The organism is Nonomuraea ferruginea, from assembly GCF_039540635.1.
Classification (GTDB): Bacteria; Actinomycetota; Actinomycetes; order Streptosporangiales; family Streptosporangiaceae; genus Nonomuraea; species Nonomuraea ferruginea.
On the sequence record NZ_BAABFD010000024.1, the window covers coordinates 23,762 to 43,423 of the forward strand.

17 protein-coding genes are annotated in these 19,662 nt (G+C 72.8%); 9 read left to right on the forward strand and 8 right to left on the reverse strand.

Features of this window, described 5'->3' with window-relative positions; translation table 11 throughout:
- Positions 1-26: 26 nt before the first annotated feature.
- From ABD999_RS36240 to ABD999_RS36255, 4 genes are all read left to right on the forward strand, one after another.
- Positions 27-371 (forward strand): TraR/DksA family transcriptional regulator, encoded by a 345-nt coding sequence (locus ABD999_RS36240; protein WP_271278579.1) that lies wholly within the window; start codon positions 27-29, stop codon positions 369-371.
- 211 nt (positions 372-582) lie between these two features.
- A complete protein-coding gene (locus ABD999_RS36245) occupies positions 583-1,623 on the forward strand; it encodes a PP2C family protein-serine/threonine phosphatase (RefSeq protein WP_271278580.1) in 1,041 nt (346 codons plus the stop codon).
- Positions 1,624-1,708: 85 nt separating this feature from the next.
- On the forward strand, positions 1,709-2,266 hold the full coding sequence (locus tag ABD999_RS36250; protein ID WP_148031522.1) for a TetR/AcrR family transcriptional regulator: 558 nt from the start codon (positions 1,709-1,711) through the stop codon (positions 2,264-2,266).
- Entirely contained in the window at positions 2,263-3,489 is a 1,227-nt protein-coding gene (locus ABD999_RS36255) for an FAD-dependent oxidoreductase (protein ID WP_148031521.1), read from the forward strand. The genes ABD999_RS36250 and ABD999_RS36255 overlap by 4 nt, the downstream gene beginning before the upstream one ends.
- Here ABD999_RS36255 and ABD999_RS36260 read toward each other — a convergent pair.
- Positions 3,446-4,219 (reverse strand): hypothetical protein, encoded by a 774-nt coding sequence (locus ABD999_RS36260; RefSeq protein WP_271278581.1) that lies wholly within the window; start codon positions 4,217-4,219, stop codon positions 3,446-3,448. The genes ABD999_RS36255 and ABD999_RS36260 overlap by 44 nt on opposite strands.
- Positions 4,220-4,340: 121 nt before the next feature.
- On the opposite strand from ABD999_RS36260, the gene ABD999_RS36265 reads away from it, so the two are divergent.
- Positions 4,341-6,467 carry an alpha-galactosidase gene (locus ABD999_RS36265; protein ID WP_271278582.1) on the forward strand — a complete coding sequence of 709 codons (2,127 nt, stop codon included), beginning with the start codon at positions 4,341-4,343 and terminating at the stop codon, positions 6,465-6,467.
- A gap of 14 nt (positions 6,468-6,481) precedes the next feature.
- On the opposite strand, the gene ABD999_RS36270 is transcribed toward ABD999_RS36265, so the two are convergent.
- The 7 genes from ABD999_RS36270 to ABD999_RS36300 all read right to left on the reverse strand — a co-directional run bounded on the left by ABD999_RS36270 (position 6,482) and on the right by ABD999_RS36300 (position 15,001).
- Positions 6,482-6,796 carry a MerR family transcriptional regulator gene (locus tag ABD999_RS36270; RefSeq protein WP_219546639.1) on the reverse strand — a complete coding sequence of 105 codons (315 nt, stop codon included), beginning with the start codon at positions 6,794-6,796 and terminating at the stop codon, positions 6,482-6,484.
- A gap of 50 nt (positions 6,797-6,846) precedes the next feature.
- Positions 6,847-7,278, reverse strand: a complete 432-nt coding sequence (locus ABD999_RS36275; RefSeq protein WP_148031517.1) for an Hsp20/alpha crystallin family protein — start codon at positions 7,276-7,278, stop codon at positions 6,847-6,849.
- Between the two features lie 87 nt (positions 7,279-7,365).
- Positions 7,366-8,523 carry a mannose-6-phosphate isomerase, class I gene (manA, locus tag ABD999_RS36280; protein WP_271278583.1) on the reverse strand — a complete coding sequence of 386 codons (1,158 nt, stop codon included), beginning with the start codon at positions 8,521-8,523 and terminating at the stop codon, positions 7,366-7,368.
- A 106-nt stretch (positions 8,524-8,629) separates the two neighbouring features.
- Positions 8,630-9,151, reverse strand: coding sequence for a snapalysin family zinc-dependent metalloprotease (locus ABD999_RS36285; protein WP_271278584.1), 522 nt, complete (start codon positions 9,149-9,151; stop codon positions 8,630-8,632).
- 92 nt (positions 9,152-9,243) lie between these two features.
- On the reverse strand, positions 9,244-11,277 hold the full coding sequence (locus ABD999_RS36290) for a M14 family zinc carboxypeptidase (RefSeq protein WP_271278585.1): 2,034 nt from the start codon (positions 11,275-11,277) through the stop codon (positions 9,244-9,246).
- Positions 11,278-11,570: 293 nt separating this feature from the next.
- The gene (locus ABD999_RS36295; protein ID WP_219546636.1) at positions 11,571-12,584 is read right to left on the reverse strand and encodes a LacI family DNA-binding transcriptional regulator; all 1,014 of its coding nucleotides are present in this window, start codon (positions 12,582-12,584) and stop codon (positions 11,571-11,573) included.
- Positions 12,585-12,586: 2 nt separating this feature from the next.
- On the reverse strand, positions 12,587-15,001 hold the full coding sequence (locus ABD999_RS36300) for a beta-xylosidase/alpha-l-arabinosidase (RefSeq protein WP_271278586.1): 2,415 nt from the start codon (positions 14,999-15,001) through the stop codon (positions 12,587-12,589).
- A gap of 285 nt (positions 15,002-15,286) precedes the next feature.
- On the opposite strand from ABD999_RS36300, the gene ABD999_RS36305 reads away from it, so the two are divergent.
- The 4 genes from ABD999_RS36305 to ABD999_RS36320 are packed head-to-tail and all read left to right on the forward strand — an operon-like array spanning position 15,287 to position 19,647.
- Positions 15,287-16,630 carry an extracellular solute-binding protein gene (locus ABD999_RS36305; protein WP_271278587.1) on the forward strand — a complete coding sequence of 448 codons (1,344 nt, stop codon included), beginning with the start codon at positions 15,287-15,289 and terminating at the stop codon, positions 16,628-16,630.
- Positions 16,627-17,556, forward strand: a complete 930-nt coding sequence (locus ABD999_RS36310; protein ID WP_271278588.1) for a carbohydrate ABC transporter permease — start codon at positions 16,627-16,629, stop codon at positions 17,554-17,556. Before ABD999_RS36305 ends, ABD999_RS36310 begins: the two co-directional genes overlap by 4 nt.
- A gap of 1 nt (position 17,557) precedes the next feature.
- A complete protein-coding gene (locus ABD999_RS36315) occupies positions 17,558-18,454 on the forward strand; it encodes a carbohydrate ABC transporter permease (RefSeq protein WP_271278589.1) in 897 nt (298 codons plus the stop codon).
- A gap of 32 nt (positions 18,455-18,486) precedes the next feature.
- Positions 18,487-19,647: an NAD(P)/FAD-dependent oxidoreductase gene (locus ABD999_RS36320; protein WP_271278590.1), complete on the forward strand. Its 1,161-nt coding sequence runs from the start codon at positions 18,487-18,489 to the stop codon at positions 19,645-19,647.
- Positions 19,648-19,662: the final 15 nt, after the last annotated feature.

Sequence of the window (19,662 nt, forward strand, 5' to 3'; positions counted from 1 at the left end):
CTCTCTCTCACGTAAGGACGCATTCCATGACCCAGCACGACGAGCACGTCATGCTCAGCGAAGTCCAGGTCCAGACCATCAGCGAGAACCTGCAGAGCCAGCTCATGTGGCGCGCCTCCAGGCTGGACGAGCTCCGGGCACTGGTGGAGGGAGGCGGTGGCACGGACGACGGCTCCAAGCAGGGCGTGCTGGCCGACCTGGCCTCCACCGAGCGGACCATCACCGAGATCCGCGACGCCCTGGAGCGGCTGGCGGACGGCAGCTACAGCCGCTGCGCCGACTGCGGCACCAGCATCCCGTTCGAGCGGTTGAAGATCAGGCCGCTGACCCGGCACTGCGTGCCCTGCCGTCAGCGGCACGAAGCCCGCTGAGCATCCGGTCCAGATAGCCGCGCGTCTTTCCCGGGGCGCGCGGCAGGCAAGACTTACGATTGGGAAACGGTCGGTAACGAAACCGCCTTGATCGGCCATGATTGTCTCGGCGCGCCGTTGACGTCTCACGGCCGGGAGTTCGTGCACGCTCGGGGAGGAAAGTGCTGGGAGCGCGGGTCGGGACTGGGCGGCGACGGGGCGAGGGGCTCCGGTGAGATCGCAGGTCGTGCTGCGCTACCTGCCGTTCGCCGTGCTGCTCGCGGTGGCGGTGACCGACCTGATGGCCGGCCGCGATCTGGGTTTTCTCCCGCTGCTGACGCTGGGCCCGACGTTCGCCTCCGTATACGGGAGCGTGCGCAGGACCGCTTTCGTGGGCGTGGCCGCGCTGGCGCTGTGCGTGCCCCTGGCGCAATACCAGGGCACGCTGCTGACCCGGCAGAACAACATCACCATCGCCACGGTCGCGGGCGTCACCGCGGCCAGCATGATCGTCAGCCGGCTGCGGCTGCGCCGCGAGCGCGAGCTGGCCAACGTGCGCCTGGTCGCCGAGGCCGCCCAGCGGGTGCTGCTGCGGCCGGTGCCGCGCCGAGCCGCCGACCTGCGGATCGCGCTGTCGTACACGTCGGCGGCGGCGGAGGCGCAGATCGGCGGTGACCTGTACGAGGTGGTCACGACACCGCACGGGGTGCGGCTGCTGATCGGCGACGTGCAGGGCAAAGGGCTGACCGCGGTGGAGACCGCCGCGTGGGTGCTCGGCGCCTTCCGCGAGGCCGCGTACGACATGAGCGAGCTGACCGAGGTGGGCGAGCGGCTGGAGGCCAGCCTGGGCCGCCACCTGAGCGCGGAGACGTTCGTGACGGCGATCCTGGCCGAGGTGCACGACGAGGAGATCTCGCTGCTGAACTTCGGGCATCCCGCGCCGCTGCTGATCCGCGGCGAGGGGAAGATCATCACGGTGGATCCGCCAGAGGAGAGCCTGCCGCTGGGGCTCGGAGCGCTCGCGACCGACCGGCCCAAGCCGCATCGGGTGGCGTTCGGCGTGGGCGACCAGATCCTGCTGTTCACCGACGGGGTGATCGAGGCGCGCAACCGCGGCGGCGACTTCTACCCGCTGACCGACCGCACCGGGCTCCTGCTGGCCGGTGAGCCGCAGGAGGCCCTCGACGCGCTGCGCGCCGACCTGATCCAGCACGTCGGCGGCCCGCTGCCGGACGACGCCGCGATGCTGCTGCTGCGCCGCCATCTCTCCTGAGTGGATCCCTCCGCTGGACCTTTCCGGGCCTTCGCGCGTAGTGTGTTGGACAGTCGTCCAAGGCGTTCGTCCAAAAGGAGGGTGTATGACAGCGGTTCCGACACGGCGGCGGCTGCTCGACGCGGCCGTGCCACTGATCGTGGAGGCGGGCTGGGGCGGGGTGTCCACGCGGATGGTGGCCGAGCGGGCGGGGGTCGCGCCGGGGGTGGTGCACTACCACTTCTCGTCGGTGACGGACCTGCTGGCCGAGGCGGGCACGGAGGTGACGGGGCGGCTGCTGGAGGAGTTCGCGGGCGGCCTGGCGCGGCACGCCGACCTCGGCGACGGGGTGCGCTGGATGATGGCCGAGCTGGGCCGCTATCCGGGCACCGACCCCGCGTCGCTGCTGGTCGCGGAGCTCTACCTGGCCGCCACCCGGATCCCGGAGCTGCGGGAGCGGCTGCGCGGGCAGGTCGGCGGGTTCCGGACGGTCGTGGCGGCGTGGCTGCGCGAGCGGGGGCACGAGGGCGACGCGGACGCGGTGGCGGCCGTGCTGGCGGCGGCGATGGACGGCATCGTGCTGCATCGCGCGCTCGACCCCGCCCTCGATCCGGACCGGCTGGCCGCGCCGCTGCTGGCCCTGGTGCGGGAGGGGACGCGATGAGAGCGGTGGTGTGCGGCGCCGGCATCGCGGGGCTGACGCTGGCCTGGCACCTGGAGCGGGCCGGGTGGGACGTGGAGCTGGTGGAGCGGGCCGGGTCGTTCCGCGACGGCGGCTACATGATCGACTTCTACGGCCCGGGTGCCGAGGTGGCCGCGCGGATGGGGCTGAGCGAGAGGCTGCGCGAGCTGCGTTACGAGGTGAACGAGCTCGGCTACGTGGACGGGGACGGGCGCACCACCAGCCGGCTGACGCTGCCGCCCGGCGCGTACGGGGTGACCAGCCTGCTCCGGGGCGATCTGGCGCGGGCCGTCGCCGACCGGGTGCGCTCGCCCGTGCGGTACGGACTCACCGTGGACGCGGTGGAGCAGGGCTCAGGCGGCGTGCGCGTCCTGCTCTCCGACGGGACGTGGCGGGACGCCGACCTGCTCGTGGGCGCCGACGGCGTGCACTCACGGGTGCGGGAGCTGGTCTTCGGGCCGCGGGAGCGGTTCGTGCGCTACCTGGGCCACCACGTGGCCGCGTACTCGCTCGACGACGAGGAGCTGAGCCGGCGGGTGGGCGTGCGCTACCGCATGCTGACCGTTCCCGGGATGATGGCGGGCGCGTACGCGCTGCGCGGCGGCCGGCTCGCGATGCTGTTCCTGCACCGCGAGCCCGATCCGGCCTGGCCCGCCGCCCCCGCTGCCGCGCTGCGTGAGCGGTACGGGCACCTGGGCTGGATCCTGCCCCGGGTGCTGCCGCACTGCCCGGACCCGCCGGAGCTGTACTACGACCAGGTGAGCCAGGTGGAGATGGACGCGTGGAGCCGGGGCCGGGTGGTGCTGCTGGGCGACGCCTGCCAGGCGGTGTCGCTGTTCGCCGGGCACGGGGCGTCGCTGGCGATGGCGGCGGCCCGGGTGCTCGCGGAGGAACTGACCGGTGGCGGGCCTGACGTGCCCGCCGCGGCGGCGCCCGGCGGAGGGCTCTTGGCGGACGTGCCCGCCGCGGCGGCGCGTTACGAGGCGCGGATGCGCGGGCCCGTGGCGCGGGTGCAGCGGTTCGGCCGCCGGTTCGTCAAGTGGATGGCGCCGCCGAGCCGGGGCCGGATCGCGGCCCGCGACTGGCTGCTGCGGCTGGCCGCGCTGCCGGGCGCGGGGCGGCTGCTGGCGGGCAGGCTCGGCCCCGGAGGTCACGAGCTGTTCAGCGCTTCACCTCATGCACCTGGCTCCTGGCCGGAGCGCTGATGCGCACCTTGCTCCCCCAGCCGGTGTAGCGGGTGTCGACGCTGATCGTCTCGCCGCCGTTGTGGCTGCGCCGCCACGGTCCGGACGCGGCGGGGAAGGTGGTGACGAGCCTCGCGGGAAGCTCGCCCGCGCTCAGCGTGAGCCGGTACTCCAGCACTTCCGGATCCGTGGGTTTGATCACCTTGGAGAGCCGGAACCAGGAAGAGTTCTTCCACAGCTCTCCTTCGCTGATCTTGCCGGTGTACGTGCGCCCGGACTTCTCGCCGGAGGTGATCAGCGCCTTCAGCGTGGCGGGCTCGGCCGGGTTGATCGTCTGGCTGTACCGGCCGCCCAGGCCGAGAGAGGCGCGGGGGAGCTTGACCCAGGTCTTGCCCTCCGGCGCGCTGCGGGACAGGATGCCCCCCTTGACGTAGGTCCGCTTGCCGACGGCGATCACCCGCTCGTCGTCCACGATGCCTCCGAGGTGGTCCGCGTCGTTTTTCACGGTGCGGGCACGCACCTCGACGGCGGCGGCGCCCTTCCGGTCCAGCGTCAGCTTCCCGGTGCGGCGCAGCGCCGCCGTCGTCCCCTCCAGGTCGATGTACGAGACGGTGTCGGTGAACTTCAGCCCCGTGCCCTTGGCCAGCCGCTTCTGCAGGACCTTCACGGGGTCGGCCGGGGCGGTCGCATGGGCGGGGGCGGCGGCGAGGAGGGCGGCGGCGCCCGCCAGCGCGGCTATGGCACGCTTCATCGGATGTCCTTCATGATCAGTACGGGATCGGGGCATCCTCGCAGACGATCATCACGGGGACGTCTCGGGGCCGTGTGAAACGATCGAGCCGAGCGTTGTCCCCTCACCCAGAAAGACGCGCATGGAGCCTGTCATCCACCACTTCAGGGCCTCCGGGGTCTCCGTGGTGATCGAATGCCCCTCCGACGCCCTGCCCGCCATCCTGCACTGGGGGCCCGACCTGGGCCCGCTCGACGACCGGGCGCTGGCCGCGCTGGCCTCCTCGCTGCGGCCCCGCCTCGACCTGACCTCCGACGTCCCCGTACGCACCGGCCTGGTCCCCGAGGCGCGCACCGGCTGGACCGGCATGCCCGGCCTGCGGGGTCACCGCGCGGGCCGCGACTGGTCGCCCGCCTTCACCGCCGTCACGTACGGGCTCGAAGAGGGCGGCGGGGTGCGGGCGCTCACCGCGGAGGCCGCCGACCCGCGCGCCCGGCTCACGCTGTCGCTCACCGTCGAGCTGCATTCTTCGGGGCTGCTGCGGGCCAGGGCCGGGCTGCGCAACGACCACGCGGACCCGTACACGCTGGAGGCGCTGCACCTGGCGCTGCCGGTGCCCGCCGTCGCCACCGACCTGCTCGACCAGGCCGGCCGCTGGTCCAAGGAACGGGTCCCGCAGCGGCGGCCGATCACCGTCGGCACCCACCTGCGCGAGGGCCGCCACGGCCGGACCGGCGCCGACGCCGCGACCGTGCTGTTCGCCACCACCCCGGACGCGGGCTTCCGGCGCGGCGAGGTGTGGGGGGTGCACGTCGCGTTCAGCGGCAACCACCTCTCCTACGCCGAACGCGTCCACACCGGCCGCACCCACCTCGGCGGCGGCGAGCTGCTGCTGCCGGGCGAGGTCGTGCTCGCCGAGGGCGAGTCGTACCCGGGGCCGTGGATGTACGCGGCGTACGGGCGCGGGCTCGACGAGGCCGCGCACCGCTTCCACGGCTTCCTGCGCGCCCGCCCGTCCCATCCGCCGGCGCCGCGGCCGGTGGTGCTCAACACGTGGGAGGCCGTCTACTTCGACCACGACCTGGACCGGCTGACCGAGCTGGCCGACCGGGCGGCCCGGATCGGCGTGGAGCGGTTCGTGCTGGACGACGGCTGGTTCAGGGGCCGGCGCGACGACCGGGCCGGGCTCGGCGACTGGTACGTCGACCCTGAGGTGTGGCCCGGTGGGCTCAAGCCTCTGGTGGAGCGGGTGCGGGCGCACGGCATGGAGTTCGGGCTGTGGTTCGAGCCGGAGATGGTCAACCCGGACTCCGACCTGGCCCGCGCCCATCCCGAGTGGATCATGGGGGCCGGTGACCGGCTGCCGCCCACCGCCCGTCACCAGCAGGTGCTCAACATCGCGCACCCGGACGCGTACGCCTACGTCAAGGAACGGCTGCTGGCCCTGATCGGCGAGTACGACATCGACTACGTCAAGTGGGACCACAACCGCGACCTGGTCGACGCGGGCTGGGCGGCGACCGGCAGGCCCGCGGTGCACGAGCAGACGCTCGCCCTTTACCGGCTGCTGGCCGAGATCCGCGCGGCCCGTCCGGGGCTGGAGATCGAGTCCTGCTCGTCCGGGGGCGCCCGGGTGGACCTGGGCGTCCTGGAGCACACCGACCGGGTCTGGGCCAGCGACTGCATCGACTCGACCGAACGGCAGCAGATCATGCGCTGGACCGCGCAGCTGCTGCCGCCGGAGCTGATCGGCAGCCACGTCGGCGCGCCCCGCTCGCACACCACCGGCCGCGTCCACGCGCTGCCGTTCCGCGCGGTGACCGCGTTCTTCGGCCACTTCGGGCTGGAGTGGGACCTCACCACGCTGACCGAGACCGAGCTGGCCGAGGTGGCCGCCTGGATCGAGCTGCACAAGCGGCACCGGGAGCTGCTGCACACCGGGACGGCGGTGCGGCTGGACGAGGCGCCTGAGGGCTTCCAGGCACACGGGGTGGTGGCCGGTGACGGCTCCGAGGCGATCTTCGCCGTCGCCATGCTGGCGCTGCCCGTCACCTGGCCACCGGGCCTGCTGCGGCTGCCGGGGCTCGACCCCGGCACCGCCTACCGCGTCCGCCCGCTGACGCCGGTGCGCTCCCGGCCGCGGAACGGCGACCCGGTCTGGGTCACGGGCGAGCACGTGCTCACCGGCCGGGCGCTGGGCGTCTCCGGCATCGGGATCCCGTCACTGTCTCCGGACGACGCGGTGCTGATCCACCTCACGGCGGTGTGACGGGCGACCGGCGGTCAGTCCGGCCGGCTCTGCCGCCGCCGCTCCTCCGCCAGCTCCTCGCGGAGGCGATCGAGCTCGGCCTCCAGTTCGAGGATGCGGCGGACGGCGACCAGCGTCATCCCCTGGTCGGTCATCCCGATGACGTGGCGCACGACCAGGATGTCGCGGCGCGAGTAGCGCCGCTGGCCGCCCGGTGAGCGCCGGGGGCTGATCACGTCGTGCTGGTCGAGGCGGCGCAGGAACGCCTGCTGGACCCGGAGCATGTCGGCCACCTGCCCGAGCGTGTAGAGCGGCGCGTGATCGTCGTCGATCGGCAGCTGGGACATCATGGCCTCCTCCGGGGCGGGGGGCGGGGAGCCGCCCCCCGCGCGGTGCGGCGTCAGCGCCTGATGGCCTTGACGTCCGCGCGCTGGATCTCGACCTTGCGCGGCTTGGCGCGCTCGAGGACGGGGATCCGCACGGTCAGGACGCCGTCCGCGTAGGCGGCGTCGATCTTGTCGCTGTCGAGGTGCTCCGACAGGTAGATCCGGCGGGTGAACGCGCCCATGGGACGCTCGCGGACGAAGAGACGCTCGTCGGCGCCGGTCTCTTCCTCACGGTGGGCGCTGACGCTGAGGACACCCCGGTCGATGGTGACCTCGATCGAGCCGGGGTCGATGCCCGGCAGGTCGAAGCGGAGCACCACGTCGTCGTCGCGACGCAGGCCGTCCATCGGCATGACGGCTCCGCCGGCGCCGAAGGCCTGACGGGTGAGCCTGTCGAACTGGCGCTCGAACTCCTGCAGGAACGGGTCGACGGTCGTCAGGAGCATGTCTGAACCTCCTCGCTGGCTAGGCACTAACCTCCAACTACACTTGCAGGTTACGTCAGACTCCACGAGAAGGCAACCGCCTCCGCGTCAGCCGCCGGGCAGGGCGCGGAACACGGTCCCCTCCCCCGTCAGCGGCAGCTCCGGGGCGTTCGCCGGGACGAACGCCGACTCGCCGGGCCCCAATGTGAGCCCGCCTACGACGGCGTGGCCACCGGTGCACAGCAGGATCTGCGGGACCCCGCCCGGCACGGTGTGCGCGGCCCCCTCGGTGAGGTCGTGGCGGACGAGCGCGAACTGGGTGGCCGGCGGGTGGTAGCCGTGCCGCCCGTCGTCCGCGGACGGCCGGACCCGGTGCGGCGGCGCGGGCGTGAAGTCGACGATCCGCATGAGCTCGGGCACGTCGCGGTGCTTGCCGGTCAGACCGCAGCGCAGCACGTTGTCGGAGTTGGCCATGATCTCGACCCCGACGCCGCCCAGGTAGGCGTGCGGCACCCCGGCGCCGAGGAAGATCGCCTCGCCGGGCTGGAGCCGTACGTGGTTGAGCAGCAGCGCGGCGGCCACACCCGGATCCCCCGGATAGGCGCGCGCCAGTTCCGCGTACACCGCGAGCCCGCCCGCGGGACCGGAGCCGCCGCGGGAGGGCGCGCCGGTCAGGGCGTGCTCCACCGCTTCGCGGGCGTCCTTGGAGGCGTCGCCGAGCATGTCCTGGAAGACCTCGCGGAGCGCTTCACCGGCGGGGCGGGCGCGCAGGGTCTCCACCCAGCGGCCCGTCTCGGGGATGTCCAGGCTCTCCAGCAGGTCCGCCGCCTCGTCCGGCGCGCGGAAGCCGCAGAGCCCGTGGAACGGCGTGAGCGCGCACACCATCTCCGGCTTCGGGAACGGGTCGCGGTAGGTGCGCGCCGGGTCGCCGATCGGCACCCCGGCGGCCTCCTCGCGGGCGAACCCGGCCCGCGCCTGCTCGGCCGTCGGGTGCACCTGCAGCGACAGCGGGCCCGCCACCGCCAGCACCTTGAGCAGGTAGGGCAGGCCGGGGCCGGACGCCCCGGCCATGCCCAGCGGGTCACGGGCGATCAGCTCGGTGAGCGGGACCCCGCCCACGGTGGACGGGGCGGCCGGGTGGGCGCCCATCCACATCTCCGCTTGCGGTTCGCCGGTCGCGGGGGTGCCGAACAACTCGGGGAAGGCGGTCGGCGACCCCCACGCGTAGGGCTGGATCACCGGCGCCAGCCGCATCGGTGCCGTCACGTCGTCTGCTCCTCTGGGACGGGGCTGCGGGACAGCACCAGTCTAAGGACGATCGATCAGCGGGCCGCGTCGCCGGGCCGGTCGTACGCCCCGGTCACGGCCGGGCTCAGCGGTCCACGTACAGCCTGCCGAACTCGGCCTGCGGGGTGCTGCCGGCGAAGTTGCGGTCCACCTCGGCACGCTCGGCGGCGCTCGGGTTGGCGTTCGTGCAGCTCACGGGGGCGCTGGAGCCGGACATCAGGTCGGTGCAACGGCCGGTGCGCCGGTCGGGCAGGCCCAGGATGTGGCCGATCTCGTGGGCGGCGATGCGGACCGGGTGGTAGCCCTGGTCGGTGGCCTGGCGGCCCATCCAGATCCGGCCCCGGCCCAGGCTGGTCGGCTGGGCGCGGGGCCAGCCGTTGTCGGCGACGATGACGAAGTCGGCGGGCGTGCCCGCGACGAGCCGGACGTTCACGACGCTGGCGTTCCAGATCTGCGCGGCCTGGTCGACCGCGCCGCGGAACTCCGCCGCCCGGCTGGCGTCGTAGCGGAGCACCCTGACCAGGGCGGTGGCCTGCGCGGGTGTGGTGGCCAGCAGGAAGGCCAGGGTGAGGATGAGAGAGAGCGCGAGACGGAGGGGTCTTGGCATCGTGTCTCCTCGGACAGTGGGGGTGCTGTCACGGTAGACGCGACGGCATCGTCCGGGGACAAGGCACTTTGCCCCTATCACCGCGGTATGGTTCACCGGTCCTCTCGGTAGTCGGCGGCGACGCCGATGAGGGAGATGAGGCCGGCGGCGAACTCCATGGCCTCGGCGTGGCCCTCGGCGAAGGGCGGCTGGAAGCCGACGCCCTCCCAGGCCCCGGTCCGCGGGTTCCACAGGTCGCTGCCGACCTCGAAGTCCCACCCGTAGACGCCGTGGTCGTACCAGAGCTCGTCGGCGGAGTTGCCCGCGGCCGAGTAGAGCACGTCGGTGACCGGCCCGGTCTGCTGCGGCCAGGTGACGGTGCCGCGCTCGGCGGCGATGGCCTCCAGGATGGTGCGGGCCGAGCGCAGGAAGTACGCCTCCTGCTGACGGCTGGGCCTGGGCAGGGTGACGCGGCCGTCGAGCCGGTAGGCGCCGGGCGGCCACATGAAGTAGCCGCCGTAGCTGTGCACGTTGAGCGCGAACCGGATGTTCGGGTACGTCTCCGCCAGCCAGATCACGTTGCGGCTCTCCGGCTCGGAGTGCTCGCCGGGCCCGGCGTAGGTGCCGCTCTGGCAGTTGGCCGAGGCGCCGAAGTAGCCGTCGAACAGCGAACCGACGGCGTAGTTGCGGTTGACGTCCACGCCCCAGGTGTTCCGCAGCGCCGGGTCGGACTGGGCGGCCGGGCAGTGGTTGGTCATGTTCTTGCGCTGGGCGTTGAAGTCGTAGAAGGAGTAGTTGGCGCCGTCGGGGTTCACGGTCGGGACGATGAAGATGTCGGCGCGGCGCAGCAGCTTCCTGGTGGCCGGGTCGCGCGGGTAGTTGCGCAGCAGCCGCTCGGCCGCCTCGATGGTGACCAGCGGCGTCACCCACTCCCTGGCGTGCTCCTGGGCGTAGGCGAGCACGCCGGTGCGCGAGCCGTCCCGGTGCGTGCCGATGCGCAGCGCCAGCACCCGCCACGGCTCCCGCGACACGTCCGCGGGCGCGCCGAGGAAGTCGCTGAGCTGGGTGAGCGGCGCGGGCGCCAGGACGCCCGCGCCCGGGTCGGTCCGGTACGTGGCCGCGGTCACCGGGCTGCCCGGCGCGCCGGTGATCGCGGCGGCGACCTCGGCGGCGGTGCTCACCGGAGTGCCGGAGCCGTCGGTGGCCAGGCTGACCCTGACCTGCTTGCCGTCCACGACCACCTCCAGCGGCCGGTCGGCCGCGCCCGGGTCGGACAGCTCCACGGCCAGGTCGTTGCCGCCTTCCGACCCGTACGCGCGCGAGGTGACCACGACGGCGGCGCCCGGCGGGGTGCCGATCAGGGCCTGGGCGTGGCGCCGGTAGCCGTTGGTCAGGTGGGGCAGCTCGATGATCTCGGTGAGGGCGGGGAAGCGGCGGTGCAGGTCCTTGACCCGGGCGTTGAGCTGCGCGGGCGGCATGTACTGGGTGATGAAGTCCTTCTGGTAGCCCGGCCGGTCGCGGTCGGGCCGCTCGCCGTCGGGCCACTCCCCGACCCGCGCCTCCGCCACGCCACCCGCGGCGGAGGTGATGGTGACGCGGTCCGGCCTGACGCCGGCGGGCACCGGGACGCTGAACTGGTGGCCCAGATAGGCGCCGGCGTCCACGTACGGGACCATCTCGACCTGGCCGGTCGCGCCGCCCTTGCCCTTCCAGGTCACGGTGAGCGCGGCGTCGGCGCCGGCGCTGCTGGACGCCTCGACCGACAGGAAGTAGCCGTCGCGGGACTGGAACCACACCGCCCGCTCGACCACGATGCGGTCCTTCGTGCCGCCGCGGTCCTCGGGGGCGGGCGCCGGGGTGCCGGTGGCCAGGGTGGCGCCGAGCGGGCGCAGCTCGGCCAGCCGGCTGGGGGTGACCACCGCGTCGACGCGGATGCTGCCGTCGGGCTGCGGCCGCACCCGGCCGGTGAGGTCGGCGCCCGAGCCCACCAGCCGCTCCAGCGCGGCCCGGTCGGGCACCGTGAGCGTCACCAGCGAGGCGGGCTCCGGATCGGCGGGGCCGGCGACCGCCGGGAGCGACGGCTCGGCGGCCACGAACGTCGTGAGCACCATCGCCAGGACAACTGCGGACGCCCGTGAGCCACGCATCGGTTCCTCCGGTGATCGCCGTATGGCCGTCATTGAAGGCCGAACCGGCGACTCCGGCAAGACCCAAGGTTCCGTCGCGAGGGTACTGCGCTGATCGATCTCGCCCCAGCACAATGGGCGGGTGTCTGGACATTCCCGCGTCACCGTGCGGCGCGTCAGGGCGGACGACGCCGAGGAGTTCGTCGCGCTGTCCGGCGCGAGCCGGAGCCTCCACCACGGCTCAGCCGCACTCGCCTACCTGGACGTCGTCCTGGGCCACCTCGCGCTGGACGACGCCCAGGACTGGAATGAGGCTACTGCCGGGGTGCGGCGGGGGCGGTCGAGCCGCGTACCACGAGTTCGGTGGCGAGCTCGATGTGGTGGGAGTCGATCCGTTCGCCGGCGGCCAGGCGCAGGGCCCGCCGGAGGGCGACGCCGCCCATCTCGCGGAGCGGCTGGCGGACGGTGGTCAGCGGTGGTGAGGCCATGCGGGCTATCTGGGTGTCGTCGAAACCGACGACGCTGAGGTCGTCGGGGACGCGCAGGCCGCGCGCCCGTGCGGCCTCCATCACGCCGAACGCGGTCTCGTCGCAGCCGGCGAAGATCGCGGTCGGCGGTTCGGGGAGGGCGAGGAAGCAGGCGCCGGCCTCGACGCCGTCGCCGTAGCGGAACCTGCGGTGCTGGATGTACTCCTGGCGCACCGCCACGCCCTCGGCCTCCATGGCGGCGCGGTAGCCGTGCAGCCGCGCCTGGTTGCACGCCGCCGTGGCGGGGCCGCCCAGGTAGGCGATGCGCCGGTGGCCGAGGGAGAGCAGGTGCTGGGTGGCGGCCAGCCCGCCGGCGAAGTTGGTCGACCCGACGCTGGTCACGCGGGTGCGCGGCAGGTTGAGCGGGTCGATCACCACCAGGGGCAGGCCGGCCTCGGCCAGGGCGGCGAGCTGGGCGGCGGTCAGCTCGCTGGTGACGGCGACCAGCGCGCGCCGGCCGGTCGCCGCCAGTTCCCTGGCCCACCTGCTGGTGCGCTCGGAGCCCTTGCGGATGCTGATCACGACCGACACGCCGAGTTCGCCGCCGGCCCGCACCGCCCCCTGGATGATCTCGTTGGAGTAGGCGTTCAGGTCGGAGTCGAACTGCAGCTCGACGGTGCCCGCGGTCTCGTCGCGCCGGGGCGGCGGGGCCACGTAGTCGTGCTGCCGCAGCGCCGACAGCACCAGCGAGCGGGTCGCCGGCGCGACGTCGCTGCGGCCGTTGAGCACCTTCGAGACGGTCGCGACCGACACGCCGGCGGCGGCCGCGATCGTGGCGAGCGTGGCGCGCTTGGCCGGCACGGCTAGTCCCGATCCCCCGCCGGGTGCACGTCCACCGGTGTGAACAGCCGCCTGTCGTGGCCGACAGCCCGCAGCGGCCCCGTGAGCCGGACGGTGCCGGCGCACGGCAGGTCGCGGGCCGAGGTGCCGGCGAGCACCTCGATGTCGCCGGGCTCGACGATCCGCTGCAGGTCACGGCCGGTGAAGGCGGTGCGGTCGGCGTGCACGCGGAAGCGCACGTCGGCGGCGGCCCCCGGTTCGAGCCGGACCCTGGCGAACCCGGCGAGCTGCCGCACCGGCCGGGTGACCTGGGCGAGCATGTCGTGCAGGTAGAGCTGGACGACCTCGTCTCCGGCGCGGGCGCCGGTGTTGCGGACCCGGACGGAGACGGTGAACTCGCCGTCGGTGGGCACCTCGGTGTCGCTGATCCGGAACTCGCCGAGCTCGAAGGAGGTGTAGGAGGTCCCGTACCCGAAGGGGAAGAGCGGGGTCGGGTCGAGGTTGCTGATGCCGTCGCTGTCGGCGCCGAGCGGCGGCTGCAGGTAGGTGTGCGGCTGGCCGCCGGGGGTGCGCGGGATCTGCACCGGCAGCCTGCCGCCGGGCTGGACGCGGCCGGACAGCACGCCCGCGATGGCCGCGCCGCCCTCCTCGCCGGGCATGAACGCCTGGACGAGCCCGGCCGCCCTGGGGTGGATCTCGCCGAGCGCGTACGGGCGGCCGGAGACGACGACCACGACGACCGGCGTGCCGGTGGCGGCCAGCTCGGTCACCAGGTCCTCCTGGACGCCGGGCAGGCGCAGGTCGTCGGCGTCGCAGCCCTCGCCCGAGGTGCCCTGCCCGAACATGCCGGCCAGGTCGCCGACGACGACCACGCACAGGTCGGCGTCGCGGGCCGCGGCGGCCGCGGCGGCGAACCCGGAGCGGTCCCCGTCGCGCACGTCGCAGCCGCGCTCGTAGGCGATCTCGGCGCCGGGCAGCTCGGCGCGGAGCGCGTCGAGCACGCTCGGCGCGTCGATGCCGAGACCGAGTCCGGGGTAGCGGGGCAGCACGTGGTTGGGGAAGGCGTAGCAGCCCATGAACGTGCGCGGGTCGTCGGCGCACGGCCCGACGACGGCGATCCGGCGCGGGGCGGTGCGGCCCTCGCCGAGCAGGGGCAGCGCGCTGCCCGCGTCGAGCAGGACGACGGACCTCTCGGCCAGTTCGCGGGCCAGCTCCCGATTGGCCTGCGAGTCCAGCTCGACGGTCTCGGCGCCGGTCACCGAGGACTGCGGTGTCCAGTCCGGGTCGAGCAGCCCGAGCTGCGCCTTCTGGGTGAGCAGGCGGCGCACCGCCCGGTCGATCAGCTCCTCGGGCAGCTCGCCGCGGCGCACCCGCTCGGCCAGGTGCTGGCCGAAGCCGAGGGTGTCGGGCAGCTCGACGTCGAGGCCGGCGGTGAGCGCCTGGACCCCGGCCTCGCCGGCGTCGGCGGCCACGAGGTGCATGGTGGCCAGGAACGGGATCGACCAGTAGTCGGAGACGACGGTCCCGGTGAACCCCCAGTCGTCGCGGAGCACCTCGGTCAGCAGCCACGGGTCGATGGCGGCGGGGACGCCGTCGACGTCGGAGTAGGAGTTCATCACCGAGCGGGCGCCGCCCAGCTCGATGGCCGACTCGAAGGGCGGCAGGATCATGTCCATCAGCTCGCGCCGGCCCATCGGCACCGGGCCGTGGTTGCGTGCCGCCCGCGAGGCGGAGTAGCCGGCGAAGTGCTTGAGCGTGGCGATGACGCCCGCGCCCTCCAGCCCGCGCACGTACGCGGAGCCGATCATCGAGACGAGGTACGGGTCCTCGCCCATCGTCTCCTCGACCCGGCCCCACCGGTAGTCGCGGACCACGTCCAGCACGGGCGCCAGGCCCTGGTGCACGCCGAGGGCGCGCATGTCGCGCCCGATCGCGGCGCCCATCCGGGCCACCAGCTCGGGGTCGAACGTGGCGGCCCAGGCGATCGCCGCCGGGTAGACCGTCGCGCCGTAGGTGGTGAAACCGGTCAGGCACTCCTCGTGGACCAGCGCCGGGATGCCCAGCCTGGACTGCGCGATCACCTCACGCTGCAACCGGACCACCTCGGCGGCGCCCTCGGCGGGGCTCACCGGGCGGCTGCCGTGCACCCGCGTCAGATGGCCGATGCCGTGGCGGACCGCCTCCTGGAAGGGGGAGGTGTTCGACGCGGCGAACGCGTCCTGCAAAGGGGCCACGTTGCCGGTGCCGCCGTCGCCCGGATCGGGGGCGGAGACGGGCTCACCCATGGTGTTGCCCTCCCACCGGCTGCCGAGCTGCGCGACCTTCTCCTCCACCGTCATCTCCGCCAGCAGGGCGTCCACCCGCTCCCCTACCGGAAGCGCGGGATCCTGCCAGGGACGGAGGGCTTGGCCCGCCGCCGGCCGATCTAGAGCCGTCATTGATCGCTCTCCTTAGAGGCGGCTCTTGCCGCAAAGTTTCGAAACATTTCGGACGCGCTGCGCGGGGGTGGCGTGGGAGCGCTCTCGGCTCCAGATCACCCAGCGTGGCGCCCGTGCGAGCGTATCCCACTCGTCTCGCTCTTGCCGAGAGGGAGTTTCGTGCGGGGAGAGGTTGACACCCCTTCGGCCGAAATCTAGATTGGCGTGCCACGCGGTCGTTTCGAAAATGTTTCGACACTGTGGAGCCGCGGCACCATCCCCCGGCGTTCGAGTACGGAGATCAGCGTGGAATCCAGGACAACGTCTCGCCGCAACTTCCTCGCCCTGTCCATGGGCCTGCCCCTGGGAGCCGCGCTCGCCGCCTGCGGCACCTCCGGCCCCGGCAGCACGAGCACCAGCGGCGGTGGCGGTGGTGGCGCCACCGCCAGCTACTGGTATCTGTCGACGGAGCCGCAGGAAGGCGTCCGCAGGCGGACCATGGAGCGGTTCAACCAGGCCAACCCCAACGGGAAGATCGTGGGGACGACCTTCCAGAACGACGCCTTCAAGACCAAGATCAAGACGGCGATCGGCGCGGGCGAGGCGCCCACGATCATCTGGGGCTGGGGCGGCGGCGGTCTGCGCAGCTACGTGCAGGCCGGCCAGGTCGAGGACCTCACCTCGTGGTTCGACGAGAACGCGGCCGTCAAGGACAAGCTGTTCCCCTCGTCCTTCGGCGCGGCGACCGTCGACGGCAAGATCTACGCGATCCCCTGCGAGACGATGCAGCCGATCGTCCTGTACTACGACAAGCGCGCCTTCGAGAAGATCGGCGCCGAGCCGCCCCAGAGCTGGGGCGACATCATGGACCTGGTGCCCAAGTTCAACGCCAAGGGCATCGCGCCGTTCTCGCTGGGCGGGCAGTCGCGCTGGACCAACATGATGTGGCTGGAGTTCCTCTTCGACCGCATGGGCGGCCCCGAGGTGTTCCAGGCCGTGTTCGACGCGGAGAAGGACGCCTGGTCCAACCCCGTCGCCATCGACGCGCTGACCAAGATGCAGGACCTGATCAAGGCCGACGGCTTCATCAAGGGCTTCTCCTCCATCACCGCCGACTCCAACGCCGACCAGGCGCTGCTCTACACCGGCAAGGCCGCGATGATGGTGCACGGCGGCTGGACGTACGGCGGCATGAAGCAGGACGGCGGCGACTTCGTCTCCGGCGGTAACCTCGGCTACATGAACTTCCCGCCGATCGACGGCGGCAAGGGCGACCCCGGCAACACCGTCGGCAACCCCGGCCAGTACATGTCGATCTCCGCCAAGGCCACGGCCGAGCAGAAGGAGATCGCCAAGAAGTTCTTCGCCACCGAGGTCATCAGCGACAAGTCGGCCGAGGAGTGGGTGGGCACCGGCGCGGTTCCCGTGATCAAGGGCTCGGAGAAGTTCTTCACCGGCTCCGAGGACGCCGACTTCCTCAACTTCGTCGTCGGCATCGCCAACAACGCCAAGGTCTTCCAGCAGTCGTGGGACCAGGCGCTCAGCCCGACCGCCGCCGAGGTGCTGCTCGACAACATCGCCAAGCTGTTCCAGCTGTCGATCGGGCCGCAGGAGTTCGCCACCAACATGAACGCGGTCATCGGCAAGTGAGCACGATCGTCACCGTTCCACCCCGAGGGAGACCGCCCGCCGCGACCCGCGTGCGCGGCAGCGGCTCCCTGGTGTGGCTGGCCGTCCCCGCCCTGCTCGTCTTCGTCGCCTTCGGCGTGATCCCCCTGCTCGGGGTGCTCGCGCTGAGCTTCACCACGTGGGACGGGCTCAGCCAGGACATCTCCTTCAGCGGGCTCACGAGCTGGAGCGCGGTGCTGAGCGATCCCGGGCTGCCGCACGCCCTGTGGGTGACGTTTCTCATCATGGCCCTGTCGTGGCTGGTGCAGACGCCGGCCAGCATCCTCATCGGGGTGTTCCTGGCGGGCCATCAGCGCTACCGCGCGCTGATCGCCGTGCTGTACTTCATCCCGCTGCTGCTCAGCTCGGCCGCCATCGCGATCACGTACAAGGCGCTGCTCGACCCGAATTTCGGGCTCGGCGCCGGCCTGGGCCTGGACTTCCTGGCGCAGGACTGGCTCGGCGAGGGCCCCCTCGCCGTCGGCGTGGTGATCTTCGTGGTGTCCTGGCAGTTCATCCCGTTCCACTCGCTGCTCTACCAGGGCGGGGTGCGGCAGATCCCGCGCTCGATGTACGAGGCCGCGGAGCTCGACGGAGCCGGGCGGGTGCGCAAGTTCTTCAGCATCACCCTGCCTCAGCTGAAGTACACGATCATCACGTCCTCGACCCTCATGGTGGTCGGCTCGCTGACGCTCTTCGACCTGATCTTCGTGCTGACGGCGGGCGGGCCCGGCGACGCGACCAGGGTGCTCGCGCTCGACATGTACAAGCGGGGATACCAGGCCAACCTGATGGGCCCGGCCAGCGCCATCGCCGTCATCCTCGTCCTGGTGGGCCTGGCCCTGGCGCTCGTGCTGCGCAGGCTCGGCGGGCGCGACGGCAGTGCGAGCCAGTTGGAAGGGGCCTGACATGGCGACCACGCTGTCCGACAAGCCGGGGCGGACGGTGATGCGGCCGTCCGGTCGCCGCCGCCGCAGGCCCAGGCTGCGCGAGACCAAGAACTGGATCGGCGGGACGATCTCGTGGCTCTGGCTGGCGATCGTGATCATCCCGATCTACTGGGTGGTCATCACCAGCTTCAAGGCCCAGAGCGACTACTACCTGTCGAACCCGATGGCGCCGCCCACCGCGCCGACGCTGGACAACTACCAGCTGGTCATCGAGTCCGACTTCCCGCTGTACTTCCTCAACAGCCTCATCGTCGCCGTCGGCTCGGTGGTCCCGGCGGTGCTGTTCTCGTTCATGGCCGCGTACGCGATCGTGCGGGCGAGCACCAACCGCTTCCTGAAGTCGGTGAACTGGCTCTTCCTCATGGGCCTGGCCATCCCCCTGCAGGCGACGATCATCCCGATCTACCTGATCATCATCAGGCTGCATCTCTACGACAGCCTGCTGGCGCTCATCCTGCCGTCGATCGCGTTCGCGATCCCGCTGTCGGTGCTGGTCCTGGCCAACTTCATCCGGGACGTGCCGAAGGAGCTGTTCGAGTCGATGCGGCTCGACGGCGCGAGCGAGCAGACCACGCTCTGGCGCCTGGCCTTCCCGCTGACCCGGCCGGCCGTGGTGACGGTGTCGATCTACAACGCGCTGCAGATCTGGAACGGGTTCCTGCTGCCGGTGATCCTGACGCAGAGCCCCGACAAGCGGACGCTGCCGCTCGCGCTCTGGTCGTTCCAGGGGGAGTACAGCGTCAACGTGCCCGCGGTGCTCGCCTCGGTCGTGCTGACCACGCTGCCGATCCTGATCCTGTACGTGGTGGGCCGCCGCCAGTTGCTGAGCGGCCTGACGGCGGGGTTCGGCAAGTGATCTGAGTCCCGCGCCGGGGCAGGAGTCCTCCCATGGAGGACGTGTGGGATCTCGTGGTCGTGGGCGCCGGGCCCGCCGGTTCCGCGGCGGCGCTCGGCGCGCTGCGGCGGCGGCCCGGCGCGCGGGTGCTGGTGCTCGACAAGGCGGACTTCCCCCGGGACAAGGCGTGCGGCGACGGCATCGCGGCCCACGGGCGTGACGAGCTGGCCAGGCTGGGCGTGCCGGGGCTGATCGACGACTACCGGCCCACGCCCCGCCTGACCGTGGTCTCCCCCGGCGGCACGCGGGTGTCGGCGACCGCGGCGCGGCCCAACCATGTGGTGCCGCGCCGGGTCTTCGACGCCCGGCTGGTCGAGGCGGTCCGGGCGGCCGGGGCCGAGGTGCGGCGCCACCGGGTCAGGGAGCTGGCCGAAGCCGGGCCGGTGGTGGTGATCGACGGCCGGATCCGGGCGCGGGTCGTGGTCGCGGCCGACGGGGCCAACTCGGCGGTGCGGCGGCTGATCGGGCTCCCGGTCACGCCGGAGCGGCACACCGCCATCGCCGTGCGCGGGTACGCGGACGTCCCCGACGAGGACGACGTGCAGCTCATCGCCATGCAGCGGGCGGGCTGGCCCGCGTACGCGTGGTCGTTCCCCATCGGCGACGGCACCGCGAACGTCGGGTTCGGGATGCTGCTGCCCCGGCTGCACGCCACCGGGCTGCCGGGGCGGCAGGTGCTGCACGGCAGGCTCGCCGAGCTGCTGCCCGACCGGCCCGCCCGCGACCTGCGCGCCCACCACCTGCCGCTGTCCACCGGCCGGCCGGCTCCCGGTGCCGGGCGGGTGCTGCTCGCCGGGGACGCGGCGAGCCTGATCAACCCGCTGACCGGCGAGGGGATCTACTACGCGCTGCTGTCGGGGCGGCTGGCCGGCGAGGCGGCCTCGGACGCGCCCGGCGACCCGCTGCCCGTCTACCGGCGCGGCCTGCGCGCGGCCCTGGGGCGGCACCTGCGGACCACGGACGTGCTGGCCCGGCTGGCGCAGTCGCCGGGGTTCATCGACGCCGCCATCGCCACCGCCGCCCACCGCAAGGAAGTGTTCGACCTGCTGGTGGAGGTGGGGCTGGGGTCGGGGACGGTGCCCGTCCCGCTGGCGTACGCGGTGGCTTCCCGCTGGCTGCGCGACACCGTCCGCCACCACCGACGCGGCCGTTGACAGTTGTATCCGCCC

Coding starts and splice junctions, on each gene's coding strand:
- ABD999_RS36255 (WP_148031521.1), top strand. CDS start 2,263: ATGAGAGCGGTGGTGTGCGGCGCCGGCATCGCGGGGCTGACGCTGGCC.
- ABD999_RS36290 (WP_271278585.1), bottom strand. CDS start 11,277: ATGCGTGGCTCACGGGCGTCCGCAGTTGTCCTGGCGATGGTGCTCACG.
- ABD999_RS36275 (WP_148031517.1), bottom strand. CDS start 7,278: ATGCTCCTGACGACCGTCGACCCGTTCCTGCAGGAGTTCGAGCGCCAG.
- ABD999_RS36240 (WP_271278579.1), top strand. CDS start 27: ATGACCCAGCACGACGAGCACGTCATGCTCAGCGAAGTCCAGGTCCAG.
- ABD999_RS36300 (WP_271278586.1), bottom strand. CDS start 15,001: ATGACGGCTCTAGATCGGCCGGCGGCGGGCCAAGCCCTCCGTCCCTGG.
- ABD999_RS36320 (WP_271278590.1), top strand. CDS start 18,487: ATGGAGGACGTGTGGGATCTCGTGGTCGTGGGCGCCGGGCCCGCCGGT.
- ABD999_RS36315 (WP_271278589.1), top strand. CDS start 17,558: ATGGCGACCACGCTGTCCGACAAGCCGGGGCGGACGGTGATGCGGCCG.
- ABD999_RS36260 (WP_271278581.1), bottom strand. CDS start 4,219: ATGAAGCGTGCCATAGCCGCGCTGGCGGGCGCCGCCGCCCTCCTCGCC.
- ABD999_RS36265 (WP_271278582.1), top strand. CDS start 4,341: ATGGAGCCTGTCATCCACCACTTCAGGGCCTCCGGGGTCTCCGTGGTG.
- ABD999_RS36250 (WP_148031522.1), top strand. CDS start 1,709: ATGACAGCGGTTCCGACACGGCGGCGGCTGCTCGACGCGGCCGTGCCA.
- ABD999_RS36285 (WP_271278584.1), bottom strand. CDS start 9,151: ATGCCAAGACCCCTCCGTCTCGCGCTCTCTCTCATCCTCACCCTGGCC.
- ABD999_RS36270 (WP_219546639.1), bottom strand. CDS start 6,796: ATGATGTCCCAGCTGCCGATCGACGACGATCACGCGCCGCTCTACACG.